Below are 14,440 nucleotides of genomic sequence, written 5' to 3'. Positions count from 1 at the left end.
TGACAGCACTCGGATCTGTATTCCATAGAACCGCCGACCAGAAGTTGATCATCATTTTCAATTTCAACATTGCGTCAACAGGCGTGTGACGCGGTCGCTGAGGGAGCTGTCCAGCGTTTCGCGTTTACGACGCTTTGCGTCATCAGGCTCGGAGCCCAGAGCTTGGTAAGCGGGACTTCTTTTGTCGGGCTTTCTTCGTCGGGAGCTGAAGTGGCGATGGAGTCGAACCGATCCTCTGGGCCTGCAATCAGCGATCGCGGCGCGGCCGAGCCTGCGACGCTGGTCGCGCTGCTCCGGCGTCGCGCGGAGCAGCGCCCGTCAGGGCACGCAACCACCTTCCTGGTCGACGGGGAGGCGGACGCCCGCGCGATGACGTACGGCGAGCTCGATCGGCGGGCGCGCGCGCTCGCCGCGGAGCTCCAGGCCGGCGCGCAGGCGGGTGACCGCGCGCTCCTGCTGGTGCCGCCGGGGCTCGATTTCATCGCTGCCTTCTTCGGCTGCCTCTACGCGGGGCTCGTCGCGGTGCCGGTCCCGCTGCCGCAGCGCAAGAGCGGGTTGATGCGCGTGCTGGCCATCGTGCGCGACTGCCGGCCGAGCGTCGTGCTCACCACCGAGGCGTTCCTGGGCGCGGTGACGATGCTCCGCGACGACCCGAGCTTCGCCGAGCTGAGCCACCTGCGCTGCATGGCCGTCGACACGATCCGGGACGGCCAGGAAGACGCGTGGCGAGCGCCACGCGTGACGGCCGAGACCGTGGCGTTCCTCCAGTACACCTCGGGCTCCACCGGGACGCCCAAGGGCGTGGTGCTCACGCACGGCAACCTGCTGCGCAACGAGCTGATGATCCAGCGCGCGTTCGCGCACACCGAGGAGAGCGTGATCGTCGGGTGGCTGCCGCCGCACCACGACATGGGGCTCATCGGCAACATCCTCCAGCCGCTCTACGTGGGCGTGCCGTGCATCCAGCTCGCGCCCGAGCACTTCCTGATGAGGCCGCGGCGATGGCTGGAGGCCATCTCGCGTTACCGGGCCACGACGAGCGGCGGGCCGAACTTCGCCTACGAGCTGTGCATCCGGAAGATCCCGCCGGAGCAGCGGGAAGGGCTCGATCTCAGCTCATGGAAGGTGGCCTTCAACGGGGCCGAGCCGATCCGGGCGGCGACGCTCGACCGCTTCGCCGAGGCGTTCGCGCCTGCAGGGTTCCGGCGTGACGCGTTCTATCCCTGCTACGGGCTGGCCGAGGCGACGCTGCTCGTGACCGGCGGAGCGGCCGACGCGCCGCCCGTCGTGCGCGCCGTCGACCGCGCCGGTCTGGCCCAGGGACACGCGGTGTTCGAGCCGCGCAGGCCAGAGGACGGTGTCTCCCTCGTGGGCTGCGGGGGATCACCCGCAGGCGACGAGGTGCGGATCGTCGATCCAGAGACGCTCAGGCCCTGCAAGGACGAGCGCGTCGGGGAGATCTGGGTCGCCGGAGCGAGCGTGGCCCAGGGCTACTGGGAGCGGCCGGAGGAGACGGCGCTGACGTTCGAGGCCCGGCTCTCCACGGGAGGAGGGCCGTTCCTGCGGACCGGCGATCTCGGGTTCTTCTCGCGCGGCGAGCTGTATGTGACGGGCCGGCTCAAGGACCTGATCATCGTCCGCGGGCGCAACCTCTACCCGCAGGACATCGAGCTCACCGCGGAGGAGAGCCATCCGGGCCTCCGCGCCGGCGGCGGCGCGGCGTTCTCGGTGGACGTCGACGGCGAGGAGCGCGTCGTCATCGTCCAGGAGCTCGGGCGGCGCGCGCCCACGGCGGGGCCGGCTGAGCCGGCGGAGCTCGGGGCGGCGATCGAGCGCGCCGTGGCCGATCGGCACGAGGTCTCGGTCCACGCGGTGGTGCTCATCAAGCCGGGGAGCCTGCCGCGGACCACGAGCGGCAAGGTGCAGCGGAGGGCGTGCCGCGGGCGGTTCCTGGAGGGATCGCTGGACGCTGTGTGGCAGTCGGCGCCCGGGGCGCGCGCGGGCGTCGAGGCCGAGAGCGCGGAGCCGCCGCAAACGGCGCTGGAGACCACGCTGGCAGGCATCTGGGCCGAGGTGCTGGGGCGCGCGCGGGTCGGCCGGAGCGAGGAGTTCCTGAGCCTGGGCGGCGACTCGCTGCGAGCCATGCAGGTGAGCGGCCGGGTGAGCGAGGCCCTCGGCATCGACGTGGGGCCGGCGCAGCTCTTCGAGTCGACGACGGTCGCGGCGCTCGCGGCCTGGATCGAGGCGAAGCAGGCCGGCGCGCCCGCAGGCGGACCCGCGACGGGCGGGGGCGCGACGCTCGCGCCGGTGGAGCGGCCGGAGCGGCTGCCGCTGTCCCTCGTGCAGGAGCGCCTCTGGTTCCTGGAGCAGCTGGTCGCGGGGGCGCCGGTCTATCACATCGCGGCGGCCGTGCGGCTCACCGGGGCCCTCGACGCGGGGGCGCTCGAGAGGGCGGTGACGGAGCTCGTGGCCCGCCACGAGGCCCTCCGCACCAGCTTTCCCTCTGTCGAAGGAAGGCCCATTCAGAGGATCGCGCCGCCTGCACCGGTCGCGCTGCCGCTGGAGGACATGAGCGCTCTTTCAGAGGAAGCGCGGGAGTCCGCCGTGCAAGCGCGCCTGCGCGAGGAGGCGCGGCGCGCGTTCGACCTGGCCGAGGCGCCGCCCGTGCGCTGGACGCTCCTCCGCACGGGCGAGCGAGAGCACGTGCTCTCGATCACCTGCCATCACCTCATCGCGGACGGCTGGTCGATGAACGTGCTCCTGCGGGAGCTCTCGTTGCTCTACGGCGCGTTCGCCGCGGGGCGGTCCCCGGCGCTCGCGCCGCTCGCGCTGCAGCAGGCGGATCACGCGCTGTGGCAGCGCCAGAACGAACAGGCCGCGGCGCGCGAACGGGAGCTCTCGTACTGGCGCGATCGGCTGAAGGGGCCTGTGCCTCCCCTCGAGCTCCCCACCGATCGGCCGCGGCCCGCGGTCCAGACCTACGCGGGCGCGCGCGAGGATCTCGCGCTGCCGCCGGAGCTCGTGGCGCGGCTGAGCGCCCTCGGGCGGCGGACGGGCGCCACGCTGTTCACGATCGTGGCGGCGGGGCTCTTCTCGCTGCTGCACCGGTACACGGGCCAGGGCGATGTCTGCATCGGGACGCCGGTCACCGCGCGGCCGCGGGCGGCCCTGGAGGGCGTCGTCGGGTGCCTGCTCAACACCCTGGCGCTGCGCGTCGACGTCTCGGGGAACCCCAGCGTCACCGAGCTCCTCGCCCGCGTCCGCGCGGCGATCCTCGAGGGGCAGGCGCACCAGGAGGTGCCGTTCGAGCGCGTCCTCGAGGCGCTGTCCCTCGAGCGGAACCTCAGCCACACGCCGCTGTTCAACGTGATGATCACCATGGATCCCGCGCCCGAGCAGGCGCCGGAGATCCCCGGCCTCGCGATCGGCGTGCAGCGGGTGGACACGGGGACGGCCCAGTTCGATCTGGCGCTCAACCTGGTCCCTGACGGCCAGGGAGCGCGCGGCGCCTGGGAATACAACACCGATCTCTTCGACGGCGCGACGGTCGCGCGGATGACACGGCACCTCCTCGCCATCCTCGAGGGCTTCGTCGCCAATCCAGAGATCCGGCTGGCCGATCTGCCGATGATGGATGCGGCCGAGCGGAGGCAGGTCCTCGTCGGCTGGAACGCGACCGAGCGCGCAACTCCGGACGAGCGGCGCGTCCACGAGCTCTTCGAGGCGCAGGCGGAGCGGGCGCCGGACGCCGTGGCGGTGATCTTCGATGAGAAGCGGCTGAGCTATCGAGAGCTCAACGAGCGCGCCAATCAGGTGGCGCACGCGCTCAGGAAGCGCGGCGTGGGGCCCGACGTGCTCGTGGCCATCGCCGCAGAGCGCTCCGTCGAGCTCGTCGTCGGGCTGCTCGGCATCCTCAAGGCCGGCGGCGCCTACGTGCCGATCGATCCCGATTACCCGATCGACCGCATCGCGTTCATGCTCGAGGACGCGGCCGCGCCGGTCCTGCTGAGCCAGTGGCCCGTGGCGTCGCGCCTGCCGGCGCACGGCGCCCAGGTGCTGTGCCTGGACGCAGATCGCGCCGAGATCGACAGGGAGCCGACGGGCAACCTCGCGACCCCGCTGTCGCCGGACAACCTCGCTTACACCATCTACACCTCCGGCTCGACCGGGCGTCCCAAGGGCGCCGGCAACAGCCACCGTGGCCTGCTCAACCGCCTGCAATGGATGCAGGAGCGCTACGGCCTCACCCCGGATGACCGGGTGTTGCAGAAGACCCCCTTCAGCTTCGATGTCTCGGTCTGGGAGTTCTTCTGGCCCTTGATCACCGGCGCTGGCCTCGTCGTCGCCAGGCCCGGCGACCACCGCGACGGCGAGCGGCTCGTCGAGCTGATCACGCGCCACGGCGTCACCACATTGCACTTCGTCCCGCCCATGCTCCAGGCCTTCCTGGAGACGCCGGGCGTGGACTCGTGCCGGTCGCTGCGCCGGATCATCTGCAGCGGCGAGGCGCTGCCAGCGGAGCTCGCGCGGCGGTGCTTCGAGCGGCTCGATCACGCCGAGCTCCACAACCTCTATGGCCCCACCGAGGCCTCCATCGATGTGACGTACTGGGCCTGCGAGCGAGGGGACTCCTCCGCCTCGGTGCCCATCGGCTACCCCATCGCCAACACCCAGATCTACCTGCTCGACCGCCACGGCCAGCCCGTGCCCGCGGGCGTCGCCGGCGAGCTCCACATCGGCGGCGTCGGCCTCGCCCGCGGCTATCACCGTCGCCCCGCCCTCACCGCGGAGCGCTTCGTGCCCGATCCGTTCGGCTCCGCCCCGGGAGGGAGGCTGTACCGGACTGGCGATCTGGCGCGCCATCGCCCCGACGGAGCCATCGAGTTCCTCGGCCGCCTCGACTTCCAGGTCAAGATCCGCGGCCTGCGCGTCGAGCTCGGCGAGATCGAGGCCCGCCTGCTCCAGCACCACGGCGTCGGCGAGGCCATCGTCCTCGCCCGCGACGAGGCCCACGGCGGAAAGCGCCTCGTCGCCTACGTCGCCGGCCGCGACGGCGCTGCCCTCGATCCGAAGACGCTCCGCGCGTGGCTCGGCGAGGTCCTCCCGGCGTACATGGTGCCCTCGCCCATCGTCGTGCTCGACCGCATGCCGCTGTCGCCCAACGGCAAGGTCGACCGGCGCGCCCTGCCCGCGCCCGAGCAGCTCGACGCGCCCGCCAGGGCCGTGACGCCGCCGCGAACCGACCTCGAGCGCACCATCGCGGCGCTCTGGCGAGAGGTGCTGTCGGTCCCGCAGGTCGGCATTCACGACAACTTCTTCGATCTGGGTGGACACTCGCTCTTGCTGGCCAAGGTCCACAGCCGGCTGCGCGACACGGTGGACCGTGATCTGCGGCTGCTGGTCCTGTTCCAGCACCCCACCATCGCCTCGCTCGCGGCGGCGTTGAGCCGGGATCCCAGCGCCGAGACGGCGCCGCAGGGCGGAGCGCCGGAGGGCGAGCGGGCGAGAGCCGCGCAGCAGCGGCGCGGGGAGATCTTCGCGCGTCGGCGCGGCGGACTGGAGACCAAGAAATGACGACACCGACCAGCGGCGAGCCCCGCCCGGGCCTGGACATCGCGATCATCGGTATGGCCGGGCGCTTCCCGGGCGCGCCGGACGTGGCGACGTTCTGGCGCAACCTCTGCGCGGGCGTCGAGTCCGTCTCCCTTCTCACCGAGGAGGAGCTCCTCGGCGCGGGCGTTGACCCCGCGCTGATCGCGCGGCCCGAGTACGTGCGGGCGCGCGCGGTGCTCGACGACATCGAGATGTTCGACGCGGAGCTCTTCGGGTTCACGCCGCGCGAGGCCGCGGCGCTGGATCCGCAGCACCGGCTGTTCCTGGAGTGCGCGTGGGAGGCGTTCGAGAACGCCGGGATCGACCCCGAGCGCGCGGGCGGCCCGGTCGGCGTGTACGCCGGATCGAGCCTGAGCGGGTACCTGGCCCACCTCTTCCCGGACGGGCCGCGCCTGCAATCGGCGGCGGACGTCGCGGCGCTGCTCGCGCTCGACAAGGACTTCCTCACGACCCGCGTGTCGTACAAGCTGAACCTGGAAGGGCCGAGCATCGCCGTGCAGACGGCGTGCTCCACGTCGCTCGTCGCCGTGCACCTGGCCTGCCAGGGGCTCCTCGGCGGCGAGTGCGATCTGGCGCTGGCGGGCGGCGCCTCCGTCGGCGTCCCGCAGAAGAGCGGTTACCTCTACCAGGAAGGCGCGATCGCGTCGCCCGACGGCCACTGCCGCGCGTTCGACGCCGGCGCCCGCGGTACCGTCGGCGGCAGCGGCGTCGGCGTGGTCCTCCTGAAGCGGCTCGACGACGCCATCGCGGATCGGGACGCGATCCTCGCGGTCATCAAGGGATCGGCCATCAACAACGACGGCCGGGCCAAGGTCGGGTACACCGCGCCGCGCATCGACGGCCAGGCGCGCGCGATCCGCGCGGCCCACGCGGCCGCAGGCGTGGACGCGGACTCCATCACGTACGTGGAGGCGCACGGCACCGGGACGCCGCTCGGCGATCCGATCGAGATCGCCGCGCTGACCCAGGTCTTCCGCGCGACGACCGACCGGAAGGGCTTCTGCGCGATCGGCTCGGTGAAGACCAACGTCGGGCACCTGGACGCAGCCGCAGGGGTCACTGGGCTGATCAAGGCGGCGCTCGCCGTGGCCCACGGGAACATCCCGCCGAGCCTGCACTTCCGCGCGCCGAACCCGGCGCTCGACCTCGAGAACAGCCCCTTCCGCGTGGCCGCCGAGCTCGCGGCCTGGTCGACCCCAGGCGCCCCGCGCCGCGCTGGCGTGAGCTCCTTCGGCATCGGCGGCACGAACGCGCACGTCGTCCTCGAGGAGGCGCCGCCCCCGCCAGAGGCGGACCCGCCCCGGCCGTGCGAGCTGCTCGTGCTGTCGGCCCGGTCGAGCGCGTCGCTCGAGCGCCTGACCGACGCGCTCGCGGAGCACCTGGAGACCCGCGCCGATCTCGAGCTCGGCGACGTGGCGTTCACGCAGCAGCTCGGGCGCCGGGCGTTCGGCCACCGCCGCGCGGTGGTGTGCCGCTCGCGGGAGGAGGCCGCGCGCGCGCTGCGCGATCGGAGCGACGCGCTGCGGACCGGCGGGCCCGCGGCCGGACCGCGGCCGGTCGCGTTCCTGTTCCCCGGGCAGGGCACCCAGCGCCCCAACATGGGCCGCGATCTCTACGAGACCGAGCCCGTGTTCCGGGCCGAGGTCGACGCCTGCGCTTCGCTGCTGCAGCGGCACCTGGGTACGGACCTGCGGGCGCTGCTGTTCCCGGCGCCCGCGGACGTCGAGGACGCCGCGAGGCGGCTCGATCGGACATCGATGACGCAGCCGGCGCTGTTCGTCGTGGAGTACGCGCTCGCGCGGCTGTGGATGGCCTGGGGCGTGACGCCCGACGCGATGCTCGGGCACAGCGTGGGCGAGTACGTGGCCGCCTGCCTCGCGGGGTGCCTGTCGCTCGAGGACGCCGTGGCGCTGGTGGCGGCGCGGGGGCGGCTGATGGAGGCGACGCCGGACGGGGCGATGCTCGCGGTGTCCGCGGCCGAGGCGGAGGTCGCGGGCTGGCTCGGCGACGAGGTCGCGCTGGCCGCCGTCAACGGGCCGCGGCAGTGCGTGCTGTCCGGAAGGGCGGCGGCGATCCAGCGGGTCGAGCAGGAGCTCGCGGGTCGGGGGATCGAGGCGCGCCGGCTGCGCACGGCGCGCGCCTTCCACTCGCACCTGATGGACGGCTCCCTCGCGGCGTTCCGCGACGCGGTGGCGAGGACCACGCTGCGGACGCCGCGCATCCCGTGGATCTCGAACGTCAGCGGGACATGGATCACGGCGGCCGAAGCGCAGGATCCCGAGTACTGGGTCCGGCACCTGCGCAGCACGGTCCGCTTCGCCGATGGCGTGCGAACCCTGCGGGAGCATTCGGAGCGGATCTTTCTGGAGGTCGGGCCGGGGCAGACGCTCACGGCGCTGAGCCGGCAGCTCGCGGGGGAGTCGCTGGCGCTCGCGTCGATGCCCATGGGGCGCGAGCCTGCACACCAGGGCGCGGCAGGGGCGGCGCTGCTCGACGCGGTCGGGCAGGTCTGGGCTGCCGGCGCTGCGGTGGACTGGGCAGGCCTGCAGGCGGGGCGGCACCGGCGGCGCGTCGCGCTGCCGGCGACCCCGTTCGAGCGAAAGCGGTACTGGCTGGAGCGCCCTGGCGCGAGGACGACCTCAACCTCGGTCGGCTCGACCTCAACCTCGGTCGGTTCGACCTCAACCTCGGTCGAGACCTCAACCTCGGTCGGGACCTCAACCTCGGTCGGGACCTCAACCTCGGTCGGCTCGACCTCAGCCTCGGTGCGGGCACCGTCCGATCTGGATGGAATTTTCTACGTCCCATCGTGGAAGCGCTCCCCCCTGGAACCACTCGCGCTCGCGGCTGACGCCGACGAGACGCACTGGCTCGTCTTCACGGACGAGGATGCGATTGGCCCCCGGCTCGTGGAGCGGCTCGAGCGCGCCAGCCGGCGGGTCACCCGTGTCCGGAGCGGCGAGCGCTTCGAGCGCCTCTCGGAGCGCTCCTTCACGCTCCGCCTGGACCAGCCCGAGGACTACGCCGCGCTCCTCCGCGACCTCGGCGCAAGCGCGGGGCCGCCCACGCGCGTCGTGCACGCCTTCAGCCTCGGCGACCCGCGCGACCGCCGCGACGCCGCGCGAGAGACGCAGCTCGACCCGGGCGCGTTCCGCGAAGCGCAGCGCCGCGGCTCCGCCAGCCTGCTCTGGCTGGCACGGGCGCTGGGCCAGCAGCCCGGCGGCGCCCACCTCGTCACGCTCGCCAGCGGCCTGCACGACCTGACCGGCCGGGAATCCCTGCGCCCCGAGCACGCCCCGCTCCTCGGCGTCTGCAGGAGCGTCCCGCTGGAGTACCCGCACGTGCGCTGCCGCGTGCTCGATCTCGAGGCCCCCGTCCCGGACGCCGCCGAGGCCGATCGCCTCGTCGAGCGGATCCTCGCAGAGGCGCGCTCCGGCGCCGCCGACACCGTCATCGCCTACCGCGGCCACCACCGCTGGACGCCCGCCGTCGAGCCGGTCGCGCTGAGGCCAGCACAGGCGGCGCCCCCCTTGCTGCGAGAGCGCGGCGTCTACCTCATCACCGGCGGGCTGGGCGGCATCGGCCTCTGGCTCGCGGACTACCTCGCCCGCACGGCGCGCGCGCGGCTCATCCTCACGGGTCGCTCCGCTCCGACCGACGAGCAACGCGCGCGGCTCCTCTCGCTCGAGCAGGCCGGCGCCGAGGTGCTCGCGCTGCGCGCCGACGTCGCCGACGCCTCACAGATGCGCGCCGCCGCGCGCGAGGCGATCGACCGGTTCGGCGCCCTGCACGGCGTGATCCACGCGGCCGGGGTCGCCGCCGGCGGGCTCATCGACCGGCTGACCGCGGACGCGCTGGACGCGGAGCTCAGCCCCAAGGCGCTCGGCGCGCTGGCGATCGACGAGATCGCCCGCGTCCACCAGCCGGATTTCGTCCTGCTCTGCTCCTCGATCACCGCGCTGAGCGGCGGCCTCGCCCACGCAGGCTACGCGGCCGCCAACGCGTTCCTCGACGCGTACGCGCAGGCCTGCGCGCGCAGGGCCGGGCCGTACACGATCTCCGTCAACCTCGATCGGTGGCGCAACGTCGGCATGGCGGCCCGCGCCGAGGCGCGCCTCCTCGCCCTCGGGATCGACGACGTGATCCGCGACGGGATGAGCCCAGAAGAAGGCCAGCAGGTCTTCCACCGCGTCCTGAGCCAGGCGGCGCTGCCGCAGGTGATCGTCTCGGTCCGCCCGCTCCACGGCCTGCCCAGGGACGACGAGGGCGCCGCCCTGGCGCGGCGGCTCGGCGCCGGCGACGCCGCCGCGCCGGGCCGCAGCCACGAGCCGCCCCGGCGCGCCGAGGCAGCGGCCGCCAGCGCAGCCGAGGGCCTGTCGCCCGAGGCGATCACAGCGCAGGTGACCGCGATCTGGGCGCGGGCGTTCGGCATCGATCCCATCGATCCCAGGAAGGACTTCTTCGCCCTCGGCGGCGAGTCGCTCCTCGCCCTGCAGATCCTCAACCGCGTCCGCGAGGCGTTCCAGGTGGAGGTGCCGCTCCGCGAGTTCTTCGAGCGGCCGACCGTGGCCGCGCTCGCGGAGCGCATCCACGAGGCGCGCGGCCAGGCCCCCGCGGGCCCTAGCCCCGAGCCGGCGCTGGTCGCGCTGCCGCGGACCGCGCGGCGGGTCCCCGGCGGCGCGAACGCGCAGGCCCCCGCCCGCCAGGACGGCGAGCCGGTCCCCGCGAAGGAACCGAAGGAGGACGGGCGATGAGCGTGCTCGGCTTCCTCGTGCGCCGCGACCTCCGGCGCCTCCTGCTCGCCATCGCCGCCGGCGCGATCAGCGGGCTCGCGGGCGCCGGCATCATCGCGCTCGTCCAGGAGGCGCTCTCCGCGGACGGCCGCCCCGCCGCGCGCCTCGCCTGGGCGTTCGCGGCGCTCGCCGTCCTCGGCGTGCTGAGCAAGGCCGTCTCCCAGGTGCTCCTGACCCGGCTGGGACAGGCCATGATCGCGGAGCTGCGCATGCAGCTCGGCAAGCGCATCCTCGAAGCGCCGCTGCGCCGCATCGAGCAGATCGGCCCCCACCGGCTCCTGGCGGCGCTCAACGACGATCCGGCCGTCATCACGCAGGCGTACGTCTTCCTGCCCCTCCTCTGCGTCAACGTGGCCACCGTCCTCGGCTGCCTGGCCTACATCGGGCGGATCTCGTGGTCGGCGCTGGCGATCGTGATCGGCGCCATGGGGCTCGGCGCCGTGCTCTTCCGGGCGCACAACGGGCGCGCGATCCGCTTCTTCACGCGCGCCCGCGAGACGAGCGACGCCCTGTTCCAGCACTTCCGCGCGCTCACGGGCGGCGTCAAGGAGCTCAAGATGCACGGCGGGCGCGGGCGGGCGTTCATGTCGGACGCCCTCGGCACGAGCCTCGCGACGTACCAGCGGGACTTCGTGGCGGGCACGACCGAGTTCTCCGTCGCGATCGGCTGGGGCACGCTGCTCTTCTACGCGATCCTCGGGCTGACGCTCTTCGCCCTCCCGGCCTGGGCAGGGCTCACGCAGCCGGCGATGTCGGGCGTGGTGCTGGCGATGCTGTTCCTGCTGACGCCGTTCGCGCAGACGGTCGAGTTCCTGCCGGCGGTCGGGCGAGCCAGCGTCGCGCTCTCGAAGGCGAACGAGCTCGGCCTCTCCCTGACGCCGGAGCTGGAGAGCGCCGCGCCGCAGCCGCGCGGCGGCGGCATGGAGGGCACGCCCGCGGCGTGGAAGCGCCTCGATCTGGTCGGCGTCACGCACCGCTATTACCGGGAGAAGGAAGACGGGAGCTTCCAGCTCGGGCCCATCGATCTGACGTTCCGGCCCGGCGAGATCGTGTACCTCGTCGGCGGCAACGGCAGCGGCAAGACGACGCTGTCCCTCCTGCTCCTCGGGCTCTACACGCCGGAGTCCGGCGAGATACGGCTCGACGGCGTGCCCATCGACGACGCGGGTCGGGAGCGGTACCGGCAGCTCTTCTCGGTCGTCTTCGCGGAATACCACCTCTTCGAGAGGCTGCTCGGACTCGGCGGCCCCGACCTCGACGAGCGCGCCCGCCGCTACCTCGAGCGGCTGCAGCTGGATCACCGGGTGCGCGTCGAGGAGGGCGCCCTCCGCGTGACCGGGCTGTCGCAGGGGCAGCGCAAGCGCCTCGCCCTGCTCACCGCCTACCTCGAGGACCGGCCGTTCTACGTCTTCGACGAGTGGGCCTCCGATCAGGACCCGCAGTTCCGGAAGATCTTCTACACGGAGCTTTTGCCCGAGCTCCGGGCGAGGGGGAAGACCGCCCTCGTCATCACGCACGACGACCAGTACTTCGCGCTCGCGGATCGCTGCCTGCGGCTCGACTTCGGCCGCCTCACGCAGCTGCCCGCGACCGCCGCGGGGGACGGCGCGGAGCGGCGATCGGCGCGGGAGGCGCACGCGATATGAGGCGTAACGTTCGCTCACTCCTCCTCTCGGCGCTCGCGTCGCTGGCGATCGCCGGCTGCGCGGAGAAGACCCAGGGCACCGCCCGCGCCCCGGCGCCGCACGCCGACAACGCAACGACGTTGGCCGGCCTGGAGCACGCGGTGACGGTCACGTCCGATCGCCTGGGGATCCCCGCGATCCGCGCCGCCTCGCGGGAGGACGCCCTCCGGGCCCTCGGCGTCGTCACGGCGCGCGACCGGCTGTTCCAGATGGACCTGCTCCGGCGGAGCAGCGGAGGGCGGCTCGCAGAGGTCCTCGGCCGCGATCTGCTGGAGGCCGATACCCGGCAGCGGCTCTACGGCGTCCCGCGGGCCGCGGCGGCGATCCTCTCGCGCCTGCCGGAGCGCCAGCGCGCCGCGCTCGACGCGTACGCCGACGGCGTCAACGCGGTCCTCCGGAGCCCGGAGGCGCTGCCGATCGAGTTCCAGAAGCTGGGCTATCGGCCCGAGCCGTGGCGCCCCGAGGACAGCGTCCTCGTGGTGCTGGGGATGTTCAACGCCCTCAGCGCCACCGAGGACATCGAGCGGACGCAAACGGTCCTGACACAGCGCCTCCCCAAGGGCGTGATGTCCTTCCTGCTCGAGAGCATCGACCCGTACACAAAGGCGCTGCTCGGCGCGCAGGACACCGCGTCTCCGCCGCTGCCGGCCGAGGAGCTGCGAGCGCTGGTGGCGCAGAGCCGGAAGGAGCGCCCGCAGCGCGAGCGCGTGCTCAGCGAGGACGCCGGCGAGGCGCCGGTCGGCTCGAACGGCTGGGCGGTGGCCGGCAAGAGGACGCGGGACGGCCGCGCCATCCTCGCCAACGACATGCACCTCGAGCTCGGCGTCCCCAACATCTGGTATCGCGCGGAGCTCCGCTATGGCGAGCGCGAGGTCGCGGGCGTTGTGCTGCCCGGCCTGCCCTTGGTCATCGTGGGGACGAACCGCCATGTCGCCTGGGGGATGACCAACCTCCACGGCGACGTGATGGATCTCGTCCGGCTCGAGACCCGCCCCGAGCGCCCGGACGAGTACCTGACGCCCTCGGGGTGGAAGCGGTTCGACGTCGCGCAGGAGACGATCAAGGTCCGCGGCGAGCCCGACGCGACCATCACGGTGCGCAGCACGATCTGGGGGCCCGTCGCGCCGAGGCCGCTCCTCGGAGCGCCGGTCGCGGTCCGCTGGACAGCGCTCGATCCGGAGGGGGTCGACCTCGGGCTCCTCGAGATGGATCGGGTCCGGAGCGTCGACGAGGCGGTCGCCGTGCTCAGCGCCGCCGGCGGGCCCGGGTGCAACGTCCTCCTGGCCGATCGAGGCGGCCGCGTGGCGTGGACGGTGACAGGGCGCATGCCCCGGCGCCGCGGGTTCGACGGCTCGGTCAGCGTCTCCTGGGCGGACGGGCGCGCCGGCTGGGACGGCTACCTGGCCCCGGCCGCGTTGCCGCGCATCGTCGATCCGCCGTCGGGGTTCATCGTCAACGCCAACCACCGCATGCCGATGGGCGAGGGCGCGCCGGTGCTCGGCCACGATTATGCGAACGGCTACCGCGCCTACCGCATCACCGAGCGCCTGCGCGAGGCGCGCCCGGTCACCGAGGCGGACCTGTTCCAGCTGCAGCTCGATACGCGCGCCGAGTTCTTCGGCTTCTACCGCGACCTCGCGCTGCGCGTGCTCACCGAAGAGGCGGTGTCGAGGCGGCCAGCGCTCGCCGAGGCGCGGCGCGCGGCGGCCGCGTGGGACGGCCGAGCGGATGTGTCCGGCGTCGGGCTGCCGCTCCTGATGCGGTTCCGGCGCGTCCTGACCGACGACGTGTTCGCCGCGTGGCTCGGCGCGAGCCGCGCCGCGGAGCCGGGCCTCACGCTGGCGCTGCCCGACATCGACACGCCCCTCCAGCGCGCCCTCGACGCGCGATCGGCCGATCTGGTGCCGGCGCCGGCGGGCGGCTGGGACGCGTTCGTCCTGGCGGCGCTGGAGAAGGCCATGATCGCGGTGAAGCAGGAGCACGGCGGACAGCCCCTCGACCAGCTCGAGTGGGGCGCGGTGAGCCGGGTGCGGATCGCGCACCCGCTCGGCGCGAGCCCGGAGCTCGCCGCGCGCCTCAACATGCCTGACGAGCCGCTCCCGGGGTGCGGCTTCTGCGTGCGCCTCGCGACCCGCTCGGTCGGCGCGAGCGAGCGGCTCGTCGTCTCGCCCGGCCACGAGCAGGACGGCATCCTGCACATGCCGGCCGGCCAGTCAGGCGACCCGCTGTCGCCCCACTACCGCGATCAGCAGCGCGCCTGGGTCGACGGGCGCCCGCTGCCGCTCCTGGCAGGGCCGGCCGACCACACGCTCACGCTCGTTCCCGAGCGCCGCTGACGTCATCACCACA

General features: G+C 73.5%; 4 protein-coding genes. All 4 read left to right on the top strand.

Features of this window, described 5'->3' with window-relative positions; genetic code table 11:
* The first annotated feature begins 216 nt into the window (after positions 1-216).
* From WME79_RS44960 to WME79_RS44945, 4 genes are read left to right on the top strand one after another with little or no spacing between them, the layout of a single operon-like run.
* On the top strand, positions 217-5,574 hold the full coding sequence (locus WME79_RS44960; RefSeq protein WP_437528313.1) for an amino acid adenylation domain-containing protein: 5,358 nt from the start codon (positions 217-219) through the stop codon (positions 5,572-5,574).
* On the top strand, positions 5,571-10,367 hold the full coding sequence (locus tag WME79_RS44955; RefSeq protein ID WP_437528311.1) for a type I polyketide synthase: 4,797 nt from the start codon (positions 5,571-5,573) through the stop codon (positions 10,365-10,367). The genes WME79_RS44960 and WME79_RS44955 overlap by 4 nt, the downstream gene beginning before the upstream one ends.
* On the top strand, positions 10,364-12,052 hold the full coding sequence (locus WME79_RS44950) for a cyclic peptide export ABC transporter (RefSeq protein ID WP_437528309.1): 1,689 nt from the start codon (positions 10,364-10,366) through the stop codon (positions 12,050-12,052). Before WME79_RS44955 ends, WME79_RS44950 begins: the two co-directional genes overlap by 4 nt.
* The gene (locus tag WME79_RS44945; RefSeq protein WP_437528307.1) at positions 12,049-14,427 is read left to right on the top strand and encodes a penicillin acylase family protein; all 2,379 of its coding nucleotides are present in this window, start codon (positions 12,049-12,051) and stop codon (positions 14,425-14,427) included. Before WME79_RS44950 ends, WME79_RS44945 begins: the two co-directional genes overlap by 4 nt.
* Positions 14,428-14,440: the final 13 nt, after the last annotated feature.

This window comes from Sorangium sp. So ce726, assembly GCF_051521405.1.
GTDB lineage: Bacteria > Myxococcota_A > Polyangia > Polyangiales > Polyangiaceae > Sorangium.
This window is presented reverse-complemented; position numbering and strand designations above follow the sequence as displayed.